The organism is Brachymonas sp. J145, assembly GCF_036312245.1.
In the GTDB taxonomy this organism is placed as follows: Bacteria; Pseudomonadota; Gammaproteobacteria; order Burkholderiales; family Burkholderiaceae_C; genus Brachymonas; species Brachymonas wangyanguii.
This window is the reverse complement of sequence record NZ_JAZDCI010000005.1, coordinates 87,227-104,852: the sequence shown is the minus strand read 5'-3', so window position 1 is coordinate 104,852 and position 17,626 is coordinate 87,227. Positions and strand designations below refer to the sequence as shown.

The 17,626-nt window shown below is 61.8% G+C and carries 19 protein-coding genes and 1 other RNA gene; 8 read left to right on the top strand and 12 right to left on the bottom strand.

The window, feature by feature from the left end; all coding sequences use genetic code 11:
• Positions 1–7: 7 nt before the first annotated feature.
• The 6 genes from V1261_RS06685 to V1261_RS06660 all read right to left on the bottom strand — a co-directional run bounded on the left by V1261_RS06685 (position 8) and on the right by V1261_RS06660 (position 5,350).
• Positions 8–619: a hypothetical protein gene (locus V1261_RS06685; protein ID WP_329770852.1), complete on the bottom strand. Its 612-nt coding sequence runs from the start codon at positions 617–619 to the stop codon at positions 8–10.
• A gap of 5 nt (positions 620–624) precedes the next feature.
• The gene (locus tag V1261_RS06680) at positions 625–1,467 is read right to left on the bottom strand and encodes an ATP-binding protein (RefSeq protein WP_329770851.1); all 843 of its coding nucleotides are present in this window, start codon (positions 1,465–1,467) and stop codon (positions 625–627) included.
• The gene (locus tag V1261_RS06675) at positions 1,467–2,228 is read right to left on the bottom strand and encodes a BRO-N domain-containing protein (protein WP_329770850.1); all 762 of its coding nucleotides are present in this window, start codon (positions 2,226–2,228) and stop codon (positions 1,467–1,469) included. Before V1261_RS06675 ends, V1261_RS06680 begins: the two co-directional genes overlap by 1 nt.
• A gap of 6 nt (positions 2,229–2,234) precedes the next feature.
• A complete protein-coding gene (locus V1261_RS06670) occupies positions 2,235–2,711 on the bottom strand; it encodes a hypothetical protein (RefSeq protein WP_329770849.1) in 477 nt (158 codons plus the stop codon).
• Between the two features lie 11 nt (positions 2,712–2,722).
• Complete coding sequence (locus tag V1261_RS06665; RefSeq protein WP_329770848.1) at positions 2,723–2,986, bottom strand: helix-turn-helix transcriptional regulator; 264 nt, start codon at positions 2,984–2,986, stop codon at positions 2,723–2,725.
• 108 nt (positions 2,987–3,094) lie between these two features.
• Positions 3,095–5,350 (bottom strand): hypothetical protein, encoded by a 2,256-nt coding sequence (locus tag V1261_RS06660; protein ID WP_329770847.1) that lies wholly within the window; start codon positions 5,348–5,350, stop codon positions 3,095–3,097.
• Positions 5,351–5,487: 137 nt separating this feature from the next.
• On the opposite strand from V1261_RS06660, the gene V1261_RS06655 reads away from it, so the two are divergent.
• The 5 genes from V1261_RS06655 to V1261_RS06635 are packed head-to-tail and all read left to right on the top strand — an operon-like array spanning position 5,488 to position 8,345.
• A complete protein-coding gene (locus V1261_RS06655) occupies positions 5,488–5,679 on the top strand; it encodes a hypothetical protein (protein ID WP_329770846.1) in 192 nt (63 codons plus the stop codon).
• Positions 5,679–6,128, top strand: a complete 450-nt coding sequence (locus V1261_RS06650; protein WP_329770845.1) for a DUF2924 domain-containing protein — start codon at positions 5,679–5,681, stop codon at positions 6,126–6,128. The genes V1261_RS06655 and V1261_RS06650 overlap by 1 nt, the downstream gene beginning before the upstream one ends.
• Positions 6,125–7,504 (top strand): recombinase family protein, encoded by a 1,380-nt coding sequence (locus V1261_RS06645; RefSeq protein ID WP_329770844.1) that lies wholly within the window; start codon positions 6,125–6,127, stop codon positions 7,502–7,504. Before V1261_RS06650 ends, V1261_RS06645 begins: the two co-directional genes overlap by 4 nt.
• Positions 7,504–7,875: a site-specific recombinase resolvase gene (locus tag V1261_RS06640; RefSeq protein WP_329770843.1), complete on the top strand. Its 372-nt coding sequence runs from the start codon at positions 7,504–7,506 to the stop codon at positions 7,873–7,875. The genes V1261_RS06645 and V1261_RS06640 overlap by 1 nt, the downstream gene beginning before the upstream one ends.
• Positions 7,872–8,345 (top strand): hypothetical protein, encoded by a 474-nt coding sequence (locus V1261_RS06635; protein ID WP_329770842.1) that lies wholly within the window; start codon positions 7,872–7,874, stop codon positions 8,343–8,345. Before V1261_RS06640 ends, V1261_RS06635 begins: the two co-directional genes overlap by 4 nt.
• 307 nt (positions 8,346–8,652) lie before the next feature.
• On the opposite strand, the gene ssrA is transcribed toward V1261_RS06635, so the two are convergent.
• From ssrA to ompA, 6 genes are all read right to left on the bottom strand, one after another.
• Positions 8,653–9,039, bottom strand: a transfer-messenger RNA (tmRNA) gene (gene ssrA, locus V1261_RS06630).
• Positions 9,040–9,123: 84 nt separating this feature from the next.
• Positions 9,124–10,329, bottom strand: coding sequence for a hypothetical protein (locus V1261_RS06625; RefSeq protein WP_329770841.1), 1,206 nt, complete (start codon positions 10,327–10,329; stop codon positions 9,124–9,126).
• Positions 10,330–10,331: 2 nt separating this feature from the next.
• On the bottom strand, positions 10,332–10,820 hold the full coding sequence (locus tag V1261_RS06620; RefSeq protein WP_329770840.1) for a hypothetical protein: 489 nt from the start codon (positions 10,818–10,820) through the stop codon (positions 10,332–10,334).
• A gap of 4 nt (positions 10,821–10,824) precedes the next feature.
• Positions 10,825–11,490, bottom strand: coding sequence for a phosphoglycolate phosphatase (gph, locus tag V1261_RS06615; RefSeq protein WP_329770839.1), 666 nt, complete (start codon positions 11,488–11,490; stop codon positions 10,825–10,827).
• Between the two features lie 11 nt (positions 11,491–11,501).
• A complete protein-coding gene (gene ubiG / locus V1261_RS06610; protein ID WP_329770838.1) occupies positions 11,502–12,239 on the bottom strand; it encodes a bifunctional 2-polyprenyl-6-hydroxyphenol methylase/3-demethylubiquinol 3-O-methyltransferase UbiG in 738 nt (245 codons plus the stop codon).
• Positions 12,240–12,339: 100 nt separating this feature from the next.
• Positions 12,340–12,930: an outer membrane protein OmpA gene (ompA, locus tag V1261_RS06605; RefSeq protein ID WP_329770837.1), complete on the bottom strand. Its 591-nt coding sequence runs from the start codon at positions 12,928–12,930 to the stop codon at positions 12,340–12,342.
• A gap of 265 nt (positions 12,931–13,195) precedes the next feature.
• Here ompA and gyrA point away from each other — a divergent pair, with 265 nt between their 5' ends.
• The 3 genes from gyrA to serC all read left to right on the top strand — a co-directional run bounded on the left by gyrA (position 13,196) and on the right by serC (position 17,601).
• Entirely contained in the window at positions 13,196–15,838 is a 2,643-nt protein-coding gene (gyrA, locus tag V1261_RS06600) for a DNA gyrase subunit A (RefSeq protein ID WP_329770836.1), read from the top strand.
• 86 nt (positions 15,839–15,924) lie between these two features.
• Positions 15,925–16,473, top strand: a complete 549-nt coding sequence (locus V1261_RS06595) for a DUF2059 domain-containing protein (RefSeq protein ID WP_329770835.1) — start codon at positions 15,925–15,927, stop codon at positions 16,471–16,473.
• 15 nt (positions 16,474–16,488) lie between these two features.
• Positions 16,489–17,601 carry a 3-phosphoserine/phosphohydroxythreonine transaminase gene (gene serC / locus V1261_RS06590; protein WP_329770834.1) on the top strand — a complete coding sequence of 371 codons (1,113 nt, stop codon included), beginning with the start codon at positions 16,489–16,491 and terminating at the stop codon, positions 17,599–17,601.
• Positions 17,602–17,626 lie beyond the last annotated feature (25 nt).

Below are 17,626 nucleotides of genomic sequence, written 5' to 3'. Positions count from 1 at the left end.
CATCTCCTTACTGTGCCCACGACGGTTTGCCCGTCACCGGTGCACGTTGCGCAGCAGGTGCTTGGGTAACCGGTGCAGCCAGCGTTTGCGCGCCAGAAGCATTGGTCGGCACACCCATCAACTTGGCGTAGTCGGGGTGATCAGGTTCGATGGCGAGCTTGACCACGTTGCGGTCCTGGCCCTTACCATCCTTTTCAATGTCGACACGGGCCAGAAACTCCAGGCCATCAAGTTCGTGGAAGCCCTGAATGCGACGCGCGGCTGCTGCCTGGGGACTGTTGTCCTTCGGGTGCACGTTGCGTGCGCTGTTGAGCGCAGCGCGAATGAAGCTGCGCCCCATCTGGCCCCAGGTTGGACCCTTACGGGAGTGCAGACCGATGTTGCTCCACATCTTGCGCTTGGCGTGGTCGCCTGCGGTGACCACGAATTCGGCGGCGAGGTAGATCGAGCCGGTCTCGAAGGACTCAGTGGCGTAGCCGCCAGTCCAGCCCTGCGAGGCGTCATCATAGCCACCGGGCTTGATGGTCATGCGAACCGGTACCAAAGTCCCTTTCGGGATCAGATCAAAACCGGACTGTTGGGGGTCGGCATCTTGGAAATCAAAATAGTTGGACGACATGACGATTACTCCTGAGATTCAATGGGTGTGGGGGCGGTGCTGGCGGGCGTTGTGGATGTACCAGCGCACTTGGCGATCAGCGCACCGAGGTCCGGTGGCTCCAGCAGGTCAAGGCGACCGCTGCGGTCTTTGGCTGGAAAGCCATAGGGGTTGACGGTGTGGGTGACGAACGCACGATACGCAGAGCCGTCCTCGGCCTTGATCTCAGCCAGCGTCACAACCTCATCAACGATGCCCGGCAGCTCCAGACTGGTCTTGCTGCCTTCGATCTGCGGCATGAACACCTTGCGGTTGAAGTCGTCGAGGCGTTCATCCAGGATGCAGACGAACACCACGTTCTTGCCCCGGGCGTGCTGCAGATGGGTCAGAGCGCTGACCATCTCCTGTCCGAGCAGGCCATAGGCCGCGCGCAGGTCGGGCTTGCCGGAGCGGTCGCTGACGGCACCCGGCTGCGTCTTGCACCACGCGAAGCACTGGCGGGACAGCTGGGTGATCGAATCGAGAAAGAAGGTCTGGTAGCGGTCGAGTTGCGCCGGTTCGCCAAACTTCTCGATGACGTGGTCGTAGTGCGCCTGCGAGAAGGTGCTCTCAGGAGGCAGCGACTTGTCCGGGCCCGCGAGGAACACGAAGAAGTCGCGGCTCTCCGGCCACGAAGCCGGACGGATGGTGTCGCCCGGCCAGTCGGCCACCGCCAAGTCACCGGCCTCGATGTCGAGGAACAGCGTGGTGGCGGGATCGAGGTCTTTGAGGCGGGAAGTCTTGCCGATGCCAGACTTACCCAGCATCAGCAGCTTCACCCCCTTGCGTTCGGACATGCGTTGCTGCGCAGAGATGATGGGGAGCGTCATTACGCAGCCTCCTTGAGCAGATCAACGACGGCGGGACTCCAGAGAATCTGGTAGCCGCTGTGCCCCCTTTTTGAATACGGCATGGCCTCTGCCCAGGACTCACCAGCCTCTGTCAGCTCCCAATCGCCGCGGTCGTTCCGGATCTGGAGTCCGGATTCGGCCAACAGCAAGTTGGTGTTCTTGGCGTTGAGACCCAGCAACTGACCGAGCCCGGTGGCATTGAGCGAGCAGATCGGCTCGTTTGCCGACGGCAGCGCGCGGCGCATTACTTCAGTCGTAATGCCTGTGTTCACCTCAATGCAGGTCAGGGTCGCTGCCGCCGCAATGCCCGGCTTCACGCCCGGCACCTTGGCCACGGCTTCGCCAATCAGCAGGATGGCGGACACCCGGTCTTGGGTCGGCGCAGGCAAGTTTGGCAACGCGCTGGGTGCGGCATACGCACCAGTCTTACGGATCGCCGGCAGCACTTCACTGGTCACCCAGCGCTTGAAGCGCTTTGCTGCGTCCTTCGTGCTGCCGAGGATCAGGGCATACAGGCCGGATTCGTTGACGTGGTTGGCGCGCTGTGTACGACCGAGGTTGTCGATGGTGTCCAATTTCTGGACGTCATCCGAATCGACGTGCGACTCAATCGCCTGGCGCGCATTGCCGAACTCCAAGACAGAACAGACGTCACTGGCGTTAAACCAAGGTTGACCGTCGTTGCCGACTTGGACGCGCACGGCGTGCGCTTCAAACTGGAAGGGAATGATTGCGCTCATGATCATTTACTCCGAATCGAGAGACAGGGTGAAAGAGGGTTTGCCTGCAGCCACGGTGCGGGCTGCGCTGAATTGCTGCTGCAAGGCAGAGGGCCAGTTGGTGAAGCGGGATTCAGACACCGACAACTTGATGTCGAGGTAGCCCTCGACCTTCTCGCCCGAGGCGACGATGCGCTCGGCGATTTCGGACAGCTGCTTCTGATCCCAGCTGACCTTCTTGGGCAACTCGAACTTCAGATGCAGCGGGCCATCGCTGATGTGCGCAGTGCCGAAGTCGCGGCCGGATTGGCGCAAAGCAGCGCGTGCTTGCTCGCCATAGCACTGATCCAGCGCCGCATCGAACTTGGTACGAGCCTTCTTAAGCCAGTCGAGCGCTTCGTCCAGGTTGCGGGAAACTTCGGCCTTCTGCACTGTGGGCAGTGCTGCCAGCTGGCTCACGGTCATCTCGGCGATGTCGGCGGGGAAGATGGTGATAATGCTCATAGTCACCCTCCTCACTGGTACGCACGAGCCGAGGTCGAGTGGCGCGAGACGCGACGCTCGAAGGCTTCGATATCGGTGATCAGGTAGGTGACGCGGGCGCCGAGCTTGCAGAAGACTGGGCCCAGGGATTCCTGGCGCCAGCGCCTGACCGTCTTGACAGAAATGCCCCAGCGCGCAGCGAGTTCGTGCTCGTTGAGGGCGATGCGCGGAGCATCGTGTGCAAGGGGTCGGCCAGAATGCCGACCAATCGGATAGGGAGGGGCTTGATTTTGCATAAGGAGTACTCCTTTTGTTGAGGGGTACTCCTATCGTCCAATTTCAGGACTTGCGATATTTCGCAGTGTTCTCGCAGAAATTACGCAAAAATTACAACCATTTGATTTTTAAGAGTTTTCTTCCTCTGACTCAGTCGTTTCAGGGGCGAGCTGAGAGTCCGGAACGCCAATGTTGAGTTCCCACAATCGCGGTTTACTGTTGCCATCGGCGCCTCGAATGTAGGAAGCCCATTCCGGTGCGCCCCTGAAAAATTCGTTCATCGAACGGATGGTTTTCCCGGCAGCATCTTCGAGTTGGAGCTTGGTGCACTTGCGCTTATTGCTTGTCCAAGCGTTCACCAGAAATTCGACGACATCGACCCATTCCTTCGTCGTCAGCGACCACGGTTCCGGCCACGGACCAACGAGCAAGGCACTTCGCGCATCTTCTTTGATCAGGGTTGGCGTATCTGTCGCAGTTGCAGCGGATTGCCAGCGATGTACATCACCCTCGACCCTGGCCATGTCAACGCAAACGTGACCATTCACTTCCTGAGCCAACGAGTCGAGCGCCACGACAATGCCAGTGCCAAGGAACCGACGCGGCACGGCTGATGTGGTGGTCAGCACAATAGTCAAGCCCAGATTCAACTGCCGCAATGCGGTGTCCATCTTGTCAGCGTGCTTCTGGTCCCACAGGCGCGACACGAGAACGACCGGCAGACGCTGATCACCCACACGGTAGTTGCCAAGTACGAAGGGCTCCTGCTCATCGAGCGTTAGCGGAATGTCTATCAGTTGCTCGTTGAGTAACTGATCCAGCCGTTCACGCAGGTAGGACTTGTCGACCGCGTATCGGCACAAGTCACCTTCGGAAAGGTCATAACGCTCACCCGTGATCTCGTCCACAGCCCAGGTACTCGTACTGTTGAATTCCACATTCAGGCGTTGGAAGCCGGTCTGGCCATCTTCGTCCTCGACCGGCACCGTGATCTGGTTTCCAAGCGCCTTCTTCGTGAGTAACCCTTTGCTGACGAGGTCGGCAGCGGGAAGATCGAGAGCTGCCAGCAGATAGCCATCAACCTCATCAGCAGCAAGATCGAGCAGCTTCATCTCCGCACGGAACAGCGCCAAGTCAGCACCAACCTTGGCCGGCTGGACCCGCTTCATGACACCCAGTGAGGCCAGAATGTCTTCGCCGCACCGACGCATTCGAGGGTCAGGCAGCGAGTGCAGGTTGCAAGATCCACGCTGATCCACAGTCATATCGAGAGCGCGTGTATCCTCCTCTCCGTCAAAACGGACTATGAATGACAGCCTGACCTCAAGCACCGAACGACAGCTTGTAATCGGGTTGTGCTCGCCGAATTGCTGATCGGATACTCCCCACACGTCGTCGCTGTTAGCCAACGAAACTGTAACGCTGTGGCGCGTATGGCCGAGGGTCACAGTCATCGAGGAAATCCAGCCATCCAAGATCACCGCACCACTGGCTCGCGCGCGCGTGAGGTTCACTGCCTGTTTAAACATTGCCAGTTCATAACTGACCGTGTCCACAGGCTGCTTGGAGAGCGGCTTGTCGAAGCCGATTGCAACGAAGCGTTCCGCGAGGCGTTTGGCCGTGGTGCGTTTACCTGAGAGCACATGCACCTTGTTCGCTACAGGGTCATACACCAGCGTCGCTTCCAATGCGGGGGTGAACACCAATAGGTCGCGCCGCCGATCCTTCATCTGGCGCAGCAACTTCATCTTTCCCGGGTGATAGACGACTAGATAGTGCAGCCTCCGTTTCGTGGCCTCATCGCCCTCGTCCATCTCGAAGTGGATGACTTCGCAGCTCTGTTTGGAATCATCGTCCAGACCCAGAATCTCGCCGACGCCGACGTGCAATTTTTCAGCGACGTCTTGCGACCATACGAAATCTCGTCCATCGCCGTCCCGCACGGTGAACCCGAGGAACTTCTTGTGCCCGTGATAGTGGTGCGTCAGGTAAATCGTCTCGATTTGATCGAAGATCGGAGAAGCATTCACGCGCAACCAAATCAGGCGGGTCATTGCGTCGGCCGTTCTGTCGAAGGTGCCGATATCCGGATGCGGCTCTAATTCAAGCTCCCTGAACGCGTGCTCAAGCATCTCCTCTGTACGGAACTGCACCAACTGGAGCAACCGAACGGCCTCTTGGTCAGCAATCGTGATGACTTCGCGATTGACCGAAAGGATGCTTTCGAGCAGTTCGGCTCGAGCAACGTCTTCCGGCTTGGACACGTCGAGCATGCCAAGGAACGTGAACTTGTCCACCTGCGCAAGGAGAACAAGGGCCTGAACGGTCGCCGAGTTCATCAACTCAGCGATGTTCTTGCTGTTTTTCTGCGACTTCTTGCTCACTCGACCCCCAGTAAGTCTAAAACAAAAACTGCACCAAGTATTCAAACCAATCAATTAGTTCAGTTTACCCTGCGTTGCCATCCGCTTCGGACATTCGCACTCATCATCCCTGACGGTTGCAATTCCTCGGAGCCGTCATGAAGAACCTCGAACTCGCATCTCCCTCGGAGATGACTGCCAGCGCCCGTGCTGGCGAAATCGCCGCTATCCTGGCCCGCGCCATCGTGCGCACCTTTGTCGCAGATAAGCCAGAGCACAGAGAAGTTGGCCTTGGCTTTCTGCCCGACCAGCGCGTTCATACAACTCCGTATCAAGAGGAGAAATTGTGATGAACGACAAACAAGCATCCGTCGCCGCGCAGATCGCGGAGCTGGCCTGCCTGCCGATGTCCGAGCTCTGGACGGTGTGGGATCGGTATTTCCCGCGCCGCCCGGAATACCCCAACCGCGCTCACGTCGAGTCCCGGATCGCCTACAAATTGCAGGAGGAAGCTTTTGGTGGCCTCGCGCCTGAGACCAAGCAGCGCCTGGAAGCCATCGGCGCGAAGCACTCCAAGATCAAGCTGCGGGCCAAGCCGCGCAAGTTCGCATTCGCACCCGGCACCGTTCTGCTGCGTGAATGGGGTGAGCACGAACACCGGGTGACCGTCACCGCCGAGGGACTGTTCGAGTACCAAGGCAGCACCTTCAAGAGCCTGACGGCGGTAGCCCGGCACATCACGGGCGCACATTGGTCGGGACCGTTCTTCTTTGGCCTGGACGAGGGAGGTGCGCAATGAACGAGATCGCCAGCACCAAGGCCCGCAAGCGTTGCGCCGTCTACTGCCGGGTGTCCTCGGATGAACGGCTTGACCAGGAGTTCAACTCCATCGACGCCCAGAAGGAGGCGGGCCACGCCTACGTCGCCAGCCAGCGATCCGAGGGTTGGATTCCGGTGGCCGACGACTACGACGACCCTGGCTTCTCCGGCGGCAACACGGATCGGCCCGGGCTGAAACGCCTGATGGCGGACATCGAGCGCGGCCAGATCGACATCGTCGTGGTCTACAAGATCGACCGCCTGACGCGCAGCTTGGCCGACTTCTCCAAAATGGTCGAAGTGTTCGAGCGCAACGAGGTGTCCTTCGTCTCGGTCACCCAGCAGTTCAACACTACCACCTCGATGGGTCGGCTGATGCTCAACGTCCTGCTGTCCTTTGCCCAGTTTGAGCGGGAGGTTACCGGCGAGCGCATCCGCGACAAGATCGCCGCCGCCAAGCGCAAAGGGATGTGGATGGGTGGCGTCCCGCCCCTGGGCTACGACGTCGACAACCGCCTGCTGGTCATCAACGAAACCGAGGCGGCGGTGGTGCGCCGTATCTTCGAGGAGATGCTGACCATCGGCTCTCCGACGCAGATTGCAGCCCGTCTTACTGAAGAAGGAATCACGACCAAGGCCTGGACGACACAGGATGGCAACACGCGCATGGGCACGCGCATCGACAAAAAGTACCTGCACAAATTGCTGCGCAACCGCATTTACCTCGGAGAGTTGTCGCTCAAAGGCAGTTGGTACCCCGGCGTTCACGCGCCGATCATTGACCGAGATCTCTGGGACAAAGTTCACGCGGTGCTGGCCCAGGATGGGCATGCCCGTGGGGTGGCAACCAAGATTCGGTCACGCACCGACGCCCTGCTGCGCGGCCTACTTTACGCGCCCTCGGGCGAACGGATGTACCCAACGTACTCTCGCAAGAACGGACGCAAGTACCACTATTACGTGTCCAAGTCGGAAAGCCGGTTCGGCGCACCGGGCAAGAGCTATGAACGTCTGCCCGCACCGGAGATTGAGGCGGCGGTGGTGGCCCAGATCCGCACGGTGCTGACCAGCCCGGAATCCATCGCATCGGTGGTGCGCCAGATCAAACGCAACGGTGGACAGGTCGACGAGGCCACCACGGTAATGGCGATGGGACGGCTCAACGACGTCTGGGATCAGTTGTTCCCGGTCGAGCGCCACCGTATCGCCAACCTGATGATCGAGCGCATCGACCTTGTCCACGTTGGTGAGGTGCAGGGCATCAAGGTGAAGTGGCGGGAACTGGGCTGGGACGCCCTGATCGGTGAGTTCGCCACAAGAGGGATCGGCGCGGAACTGGTGGAGGTCGAAGCCTGATGAACGACACACTGGAAACCTTCGTGCCCCTGACATTCCGTCGCCGGGGCGCGCGGCGGGTGGCGGCCGATGACCGCCACGTTCACGATGTGACGCTGCTGGAGGGGGTGGCACGCGGTTTCTACTGGCAGCACCTCGTGGACACCGGCGTGATGAAGAGTGGATCAGACATTGCCCGGGCCGAAGGACTGCACCCCTCGGTACCCAACGAGCTGATGCGACTGACCCTGCTCGCGCCCGACATCCTCGGCCTGCTGATGGCCGGGCGGCAGCCGCGCCGGATGAACCTGATCTGGTTCCAGCGCAACCCGCTGCCGGTGGATTGGGAGGTGCAGCGGCAGATCGTGAAGCGCTTTGAGGAGGAGAAATGAGCAAGAAGCACCGGGGCCGGTTCAAGGGTGATCCGGTCACCTATCAACTGCCGAGCCCGGCTGGCGGTGTGCAACTGGAAACCTTTGTGCACTGGACGCTGGTGAAACGGGGGCTGAAGAAGCAGGTCATCACGCCCTTGGATGCGCCGCAGGAATTCCTGTCCGAGGCCACTCGGGAGCGAGAAGCACGATCGGCGGCTCAGGATACCGCGTTGATGCGGGCGCTTGGACTGGCGCACCACTGGCAACGCCTGCTGGATGAGCAGCGGGCGGCGTCGGTGGCCGAAATCGCCGAGGCCGAAGGCATGGACGTGACGCAGGTGCGCCGGGTCATGCGGCTGACACTCCTGGCACCGGAGGTCGTGGAACGGCTGGTGGGTTCGCCCGACGCCGTGCTGGAAAAAGTGATGCGCCGCCCCTGGCCCAACAGCTGGAGCGACCAGATGCGGGTGCTCGCGCCGCCCGCGTGAGCGCGTCGCGCCCAACGCCAGCAACCGCCTGCGGGCGGTTTTTTTGTGGCTGCTCGGCACTCGGTCGCCACCGCTACAGGAGTTGCCAACCACAACCGACCGCCTCTAAACCCGCGCCAGCAAAGGAAATGGCCTCGAGAACGCTCGCGTGACCACCGGAGAAAACGGAGAACAGAGAGGCGTCAGCGGGGGCGAAAACGCCGCCTTCGCAGGGGTGGCGCTCGCGAGACCAAGCCCGGGAGCCGCGCCAACGCTGGGGGAACGGGCAAAAAAAATCCCAACCGATAAGGGTTGGGATTTTAGGTATTGGTGGAGCTGGCGGGAATTGAACCCGCGTCCACAAGCCTTTTTCGTCCGGTTCTACATGCGTAGCCAGCTGATTTGATCTCGCCCGTCATGCCGCGCAGTGGCACGCTGCACAACAGGCCAGTCCCCTTAAGTCTTGCTACGCGCCAAGGAACACGACGCGCAGCCAGTCAATGTGAATTAACCTTGCAGCCTGGACTGGTCAGCTTGCGCCAACCATCCCTTGCCCAGCCCATTGACCGACTGTTGCAAGGCTCGCTGGATTAAGCAGCGAGTGCGAAACGTTCGTCGTTTGCAGTTACTTTTTTGAATCGAGATTTACGAGCGTGACCCAAGCTCGACATGCCCCGCAACGCGTCCGAACCCATGTCGAAACCAGTGCAGCCCCAGAGGGATCCTTATTATAGCCGCCTGCCCTGCCGCTGTCACGCCACCCATTACAAGCGCTTGCAGCTCTTGCATCTGGCTACGTTCAGGGTCGCAGGCCGTGTTCGGCGGCAAAGCCGGCACGCAGCTGGCGCACCTGCTCTTGCGTGATGCAGGCTGGCAACAGCTTCGCCTGTGCCGGATGGCGCTGCCGCCAGGCCCGCACCGCAGCGCTCTGGTACGGATCCGCCACCGTATAACCGACACGCTGGCGACAGTTCTGCCCCTGCGCATCACACTGGCGCAAGGTACTGGCATAGATCACCCGGCCATCACGCGTCAGCCCGGGAAAGGCGCTGGCGGTCAGTGTCTCGCCGGCGTGCGCAGGCGGCGTGGCCAGATTGAAGGCCTGCTGCAGCGTGCGGCTGTACCACCAGGCCTGACCGCGATACTCATACGCCAGATCGCCACCCGGCTGCCCCTGCGAAAAACCGAAAATCGTCTTGCCGCTGGCATGGGCAAAGGTGTCACGCAGCTCGCAGCCCTTGCCATCGTCCCCAAATCCGTAGATGCGCATGGTCGGCTGCCCCTGCACCGGGTTCTGCGGCATGGCGGCATACTCGGTGCCGTCCACCGAGATCATCGGCAAGGCGTACATGGCACCATCTTCCCGCGCGCGATCCCGGCAGTGGTAGACCCGACCGGAATCGGCCACGATGCGCTGCTGCGCCAAATCCACCGTCAGCGTACGACTGGACAGCGCGCCCAGACCCATGCTCTCCTCGCCATCGGCATTCGGCCAGCTCAGCGAACGGATCTTCACCTGCCCTGGCTGATCACCCGGCAGTTCGGATGCCGCCGCATAAAAGCCAGTCATGCCACCACGGAACTGCGGTCGGGCACTGGTCTGTTGCTGCAACACATCCTGCAGGCGGTAATGGTCGCCATTCACATTCACCAGCCAGCGCCAGCTGCCCTGCACCGGAAACGCCTCGTTCTGCAACGGCGTGGCGTAGGCGCGCACCACCGTGCCACCCAACTCCGGCAACTCCATCAGGCTCACCTGCCCCAGCTTTGCACCAGAAAACGAGCGCAGCACAAAGCGGCCATCCGGACTGAAGCGCTCATAGCTGCCCAGTGGCACCAGTGGCTTGCCGGCAGCGTCCTGGCTGCTGCCAGCGACATCGGCAGTCAGTTCGATAAAGGTAGTCGGCGCGATACAGGCTTGCGGTGCCTGGGCCAGCGCCAGTCCGCTGGAGCCCAGCAGTATCAGTGCAGCGACCCCTTTTGTCGCCCTATCCAGCAGATTCATCGCTATTTCTCCCCGCTGTGCAGGCGCTCTTCAATACCCAGGCGCCAATACGCTGGCGGCATGGCCGATACCAGAGGCCGCGTGGCAGCCCGGCCTTGCTGCACCAGCCAGGCGCTGGGAAAGTGCCGGTAGGCATCGGCCTCAATCAGCTCCTGCGCACACAAGGGCTGACTGTATGCCAACACCTGCTGGGCGTCTGCGTCCAGCGTCTGCCGCGCCTCTTGTATTTCACTATCGGGCACACGGCCATCGTGCACCACCAGCCAGTCAATCGCCAGATCCGTCGCCACCTGCTGCACCTCGGCGGCATGCCGCGCCGACAGCACCATGCGTGGCGACCAGACATAGAGCAGCACCGGACGCGCTGCACCATCTGCCGCCGTGCTGCGCTGCAAGGCCTGCCAGTCGGTATCGGAAAAACAGGGTTGCTGCGCCTGGGCAGCCCCTGCCAGTACCAGCAGCATCAGTCCCAACCGACTCTGCCAGCGCATGGTCTTATTGCAGCCCGATCAGCGCCAGCACCTCGGCCGGCTGCGCCGCTTCGGCCTGGGCACCCCAGGCCGCCACATCGTGCTCGCCCAGATAGCCCCAGAGCGCGGCCACATCCGGCATGCCGGCAGCGCGTGCCGCATCAATATCGCGTTTGTCATCCCCCACGTACAGGCAGGCCGACGGCGGCAGCTGCAGGCGGCGTGCCGCCTCCAGCAACGGCTCCGGATGCGGCTTGGGGTGCGGCGTGGTATCCCCCGCCACCACCACGGCAGCGCCTTGCAGCACCGGCATGGTACGTGTCAGTGGCAGCGTGAAGCGCTCAGTCTTGTTGGTGACGATGCCCCAGCGCAGGCCAGCCGACTCCAGCGCACGCAACAGCTCCGGTACGCCATCAAAAGCGTGTGTCAGCTCGGTCAGGCTGGATTCATAGTTTCGGAAAAATTCCTCGCGGTAGTCCGGAAAATCCGGATGCTCCGGCGCCATGCCAAACGCCAGACCGAGCATGCCGCGCGCGCCGGCACCGGCCATGGGCCGATAGTGTTCCAGCGGCAGCGACGGCAGTCCACGCGCCACGCGCATGCGGTCCACGGCTGCGCCCAGATCCGGGGCGCTGTCAATCAGTGTGCCGTCCAGATCGAACAGCACCGCCTGGATATTCGAGAATGCCATATGAAACCCGTTCAGTCCGGCTTGCGGCAAGCCACCATGTAATTGACGTCCACATTGGCATCGAGCCAATAGCGCTGCGTCAGCGGGTTGTAATGCAGGCCACGCGTGGAATCAATCGCCAGGCCAGATTCACGGCATTCGCGCATCAGCTCGGCCGGGGTGATCATCTTGGCGTATTCGTGGGTACCACGCGGCACCAGATTCAGCAGGTATTCCGCACCCAGGATCGCAAACAGGAAGGACTTGGGATTGCGGTTGATGGTGGACAGCAGCACCCAGCCGCCCGGCTTGACCGCCTGCGCACAGGCACGCACCACCGAGGCCGGATCAGGCACGTGCTCCAGCATTTCCATGCAAGTGACGACATCAAATTCGCCCGGATGTTCGGCTGCAAACTGCTCCACGCTGACCTTCTGGTAGCGCACGTTGTTGACGCCAGCTTCCAGCGCGTGCAACTGTGCCACGCGCAGCGATTCTTCCGCCAGGTCGATACCCGTCACCTGGGCACCGGCCTGCGCCATGGATTCGGACAGGATACCGCCACCGCAGCCTACATCCAGCACCTGCCGTTCGCGCAGCGGGCCAGCCACTTCCTGGATCCAGCCCAGACGCAAAGGGTTGATGGCGTGCAGCGTATGCAGTACGCCAGTCTCGTCCCACCACTGGTGCGCCAGGTCAGAAAACTTGGCCACTTCCGCCGGATCAACGTTCTCCGCCGGCACGGATTGCTGGGTATTGGTATTTTCCATAGGCTGATTGTGCCTCAAAAATCAGATGCCGCGTATCCACCCTCCAGACGACAAAAAGCCCCGCAGGGCGGGGCTTTTTGGGTCTGCGTGAGCAGAAGGATTAGCGGGTGCCAACCACTTCGATTTCCACGCGACGGTTCTGGGCGCGGCCTTCGCGGGTAGCGTTGGTAGCGACCGGCTGGCTTTCGCCCTTGCCTTCCACGTAGATGCGCTCAGCGGGGATGCCCTTGGACACCAGGTAGTTCTTCACGGCGTTGGCGCGACGAACAGACAGAGCCTGGTTGTAGGCGTCAGAGCCGATGGAGTCGGTGTGACCAGTGCTGATCACGGCTTCCAGGTTCAGGCCCTGGATCTTGCTGACCAGGTCGTCCAGGGTAGCGCGGCCAGCCGGCTTCAGCACGGACTTGTCGAAGTCGAAGAAGGCGTCAGCAGCGTAGGTCACCTTGCTGGCAACCGGAGCAGCAGGAGCCGGAGCTGCCTGGGCAACGGGCAGGCCGCAAGCCGGGGTGGCAGCGGTAGCCGGAGTCCAGTAGTTATCTTGCCAGCACAGTTCGTTCGTGCCGTTCATCCACACCAGGTTACCGTGGTTGTTAACCCAGTTGTCACCCTTCAGGGTGGTGGATGCAGCCATAGCACTGCCTGCCATAGCGACAGTTGCGAACAACACAGCCACTTTATTCAGTTTCTTCATGTTTATCCTCTTGATTTAATACCACAGCAGGAGCTGCACGATTATGCGAGTTTCGGATGCCCTTGAGCGTAACCCGTCGAACCGATTGTGCCACAGCACGCATTCACTTTAACCGCTCCACAAGGCCTCTGCACGTCAGCCCGTGGGAAATCTGGCGCTTTGTTGCGCGCTTGCCACACAGCCAGCGGGGCGACTGCCTGACCGGACACTTGACCTGACCCGGTAGAATGGTGGCTATTCATATACAGGAAGAGTCTCCGCCAGCATGACAGAATTTGCCAAAGAAACGCTGCCCATCAGTCTAGAAGAAGAGATGCGCCGCAGCTACCTCGATTACGCCATGAGCGTGATCGTGGGCCGTGCCCTGCCCGATGCCCGTGACGGCCTCAAGCCGGTGCACCGCCGCGTGCTGTATGCCATGCACGTGCTCAATAACGACTGGAACCGCCCTTACAAGAAGTCGGCGCGTATCGTCGGTGACGTGATCGGTAAGTACCACCCGCACGGCGACAGCGCCGTCTACGACACCATCGTGCGACTGGCGCAGGACTTCAGCATGCGCCACATGCTGGTGGATGGCCAGGGCAACTTCGGCTCGGTGGACGGCGACAGCGCCGCCGCCATGCGTTATACCGAGATCCGGCTGTCCAAGATCGCGCACGAGATGCTGGCCGATATCGACAAGGAGACGGTCGACTTTGGTCCCAACTACGATGGCAGCGAGCAGGAGCCGCTGGTGCTGCCGACGCGCCTGCCAAGCCTGCTGGTGAACGGTTCCTCCGGCATTGCCGTGGGCATGGCCACCAACATCCCGCCGCACAACCTGAACGAGGTGGTGAACGCCTGCCTGCACCTGCTGGCGCATCCCGATGCCAGCATCGATGACCTGATCGAGATCATCCCGGCGCCGGACTTCCCGACGGGCGGCATCATTTATGGCATTTCCGGCGTGCGCGAAGGTTATCGCACCGGCCGTGGCCGCGTGGTGATGCGCGCCAAGGTGCACTTCGAGGATATCGACCGGGGCCAGCGCCAGGCGATCATCGTGGACGAGCTGCCCTACCAGGTCAACAAGAAGACGCTGCAGGAACGCATTGCCGAACTGGTGCACGAGAAGCGCATCGAGGGCATCAGCCATATCCAGGACGAATCCGACAAGTCGGGCATGCGCCTGGTGATCGAGCTCAAGCGCGGCGAACTGCCCGAGGTGGTGCTGAACAACCTGTACAAGCACACCCAGCTGCAGGACACCTTCGGCATCAACATGGTGGCGCTGATCGATGGCCAGCCGCGCCTGTGCAATATCAAGGACCTGATCAGCGTGTTCCTGCAGCACCGCCGCGAGGTGGTAACGCGCAGGACCATCTTCAACTTGCGCAAGGCACGCGATCGCGGCCACGTGCTGGAAGGCCTGGCGGTGGCGCTGGCCAACATCGACGAGTTCATCCGCATCATCCGCGAGTCCCCCACCCCGCCGGTGGCCAAGGCCGAGCTGATGGCGCGCAGCTGGGACAGCAGCCTGGTGCGCGAGATGCTGACGCGTGCGCGCGAGGACGGCAGCGTCGTCAACGCCGACGACTACCGCCCCGAAGGCCTGGGCCGCCAGTACGGTCTGGGCCAGGACGGCCTGTACCGCCTGAGCGATGTGCAGGCGCAGGAAATCCTGCAAATGCGCCTGCAGCGCCTGACCGGCCTGGAGCAGGACAAGATCGTGGCCGAGTACAAGGACGTGATGGCCGAGATCGAGGATCTGCTGGATATCCTGGCCAAGCCCGAGCGTGTCTCCACCATCATCGGCGAAGAGCTGAACGCGCTCAAGAGCGAGTTTGGGCAGACCAAGCTGGGCGCACGCCGCAGCGAGATCGAGCACAACGCTCTGGAACTGGGCACGGAAGACCTGATCACGCCGACCGACATGGTGGTGACGCTGTCGCATACCGGCTATGTCAAGAGCCAGCCACTGTCCGAGTACCGCTCGCAGAAGCGCGGTGGCCGTGGCAAGCAGGCCACCACCACCAAGGACGACGACTGGATCGAGCAGCTGTTCATTGCCAACACGCATGACTACCTGCTGTGCTTCAGCAACCGCGGCCGCCTCTACTGGCTCAAGGTCTGGGAAGTGCCCACCGGCAGCCGTGGCTCGCGCGGCCGTCCGATCGTCAACATGTTCCCGCTGGAAGATGCCGAGAAGATCACCGTGGTGCTGCCGCTGACCGGCGACATGCGCACCTTCCCGAGCGATCACTACGTGTTCATGGCCACCTCCCAGGGCACGGTCAAGAAGACCGCGCTGGACGAATTCAGCAACCCGCGCAAGGCCGGCATCATCGCCGTGGGCCTGGATGAAGGCGACTACCTGATCGGCGCCGCCCTGACCGATGGCGCACATGACGTGATGCTGTTCAGCGATGGTGGCAAGGCGGTGCGCTTTGACGAGAACGATGTGCGCCCGATGGGCCGCCAGGCGCGCGGCGTGCGCGGCATGCAGCTGGAAGACGGCCAGCAGGTGATTTCCCTGCTGGTGGCCGGCGACGAGTCGCAAAGCGTGCTGACCGCCACCGTCAACGGCTTTGGCAAGCGCACCAATATTGCCGAGTACACGCGCCATGGCCGTGGCACCAAGGGCATGATTGCGATCCAGCAGAGCGAGCGCAACGGCAAGGTCGTCGCCGCCACGCTGGTGCATGAGGATGACGAGATCATGCTGATCACAGATCGCGGCGTGCTGGTGCGTACGCGCGTGGCCGAAATCCGCGAGATGGGCCGTGCCACGCAGGGCGTGACGCTGATTGCGCTGGATGACGGCGCCGAACTGATCGGCCTGCAACGCATCGTCGAGAACGATGCCAGCGAGGACGCCGCCGACAACGACACGGCAGCAGACGATACGGCTCCAGCAGCCGAATGATGCACAATGCCTGAATCGTGCCGCTGCCAACGGTGGCGGCACGTTCCGATTTCTGTTTTCCCTTTTCAGGTAGTACCGAGATGACCATGCGCTTTGCCACCCCTGTTATTGCTGCCATCGCCCTGTCCGTGGGCCTGGCTGCCGCTCCCGCCCACGCCCAGTCCGATGCCGCTGCACGCAAGCAACTGGCCACACGTATCGTGAACCTGCAGAAGGCGAACGACATGGATGCGCTGATCGCGCAACTGGCCGGTACCGCCTCGCAGACCGTGGTATCGACCTGGCTGCCCAAGCTGGACCAGCTGCCGCGCTCCAAGCAGCGTGCCGCCGCCGACCAGCTGGATGCCGAACTGAAGAAGTTCAACCAGGACAACGTGCGCCTGATCAAGAGCCGCAATGAGCGCATCAGCCTGGACGTGCTGGTACCGGCCTATGCCGAGCGCTTTACCGCTGACGAACTGCGCCAGCTGGTGGCCTTCATGGAATCGCCCGTGATCAAGAAGTACTACGCAGCCAACCCGCAGATGGCGAACATGCTGGCCCAGAAACTGGTGGAAGCCACGCGCAAGGATGTGGAAGCCCGCATCAAGACCTTCGACAGCCGCGCCAACCAGATCATCAACAGCAACAAGTAAGCCCTGACTGCCATCATGCCTGACGTCCTGCACCGCCCCTACAACTTCTCGGCCGGCCCGGCCACCATGCCGGCGGCCGTACTGCAACGCGCCGCCAGCGAATTGCTGGACTGGCCCTACCCGGACGGACGTCGTGCCGGCATGGGCGTGCTGGAGATGAGCCACCGCAGCGAGCCTTTCGGCATCATCCTGGAACAGGCCAAGGCCAATCTGCGCACCCTGCTGGCGATTCCGGACAACTTCCAGATCCTGTTCATGCAGGGTGGAGCGATTGCCGAAAACGCCATCGTGCCGCTGAACCTGAGCCGCGGCGAAAGCGCCAGCTACGTGGTGACCGGCAGCTGGAGCCAGAAAAGCCAGGTGGAAGCCGGCAGGTACTGCCAGGTGCAGCTGGCGGCCCAGGCCGATCCGTTCACCCGCATTCCCGATCCGGCCAGCTGGCAGATCTCGCCGGGTAGCCGCTACGTGCATATCTGCAGCAACGAGACCATCCATGGCGTGGAATTCCACACGCTGCCGGACCTGGCAGCGCTGGGTTGTGACGCCCCGCTGGTGATCGACTTCTCCTCGCACGTGCTGTCGCGCAGCATCGACTGGAGCCACGTCGGCCTGGCCTATGGTGGCGCGCAAAAGAACATCGGTCCGGCCGGCCTGACGCTGGTGGTGATCCGCGAGGACCTGATCGGCCATGCGCTGCCGATCTGCCCGAGTGCCTTCAACTACGAGCTGGTGGCGAAGAACGACTCCATGTTCAACACGCCGCCGACCTATGGCATCTACATGGCCGGCCTGATCTTCCAGTGGCTGCTGGAACAAGGCGGCGTGGCTGCGCTGGAGGCGCAGAACATCGCCAAGGCCGAACTGCTGTACAACTTCATCGACCAGTCGGCGTTCTACCGCAACGAGGTCGATCCCGCTGCGCGTTCCCGCATGAACGTGCCCTTCTTCCTGGCCGATGAAAGCCGCAACGCCGCCTTCCTGGAGGGCGCACGCGAACGCGGCCTGCTGCAACTCAAGGGCCACAAGTCCGTGGGCGGCATGCGTGCCAGCATCTACAACGCCATGCCGCTGGCGGGCGTCCAGGCGCTGGTCGACTACCTGCGCGATTTCGAGGCCCAGCAGGCCTGATTCCCCCTGACCGTTTTTCTGATCC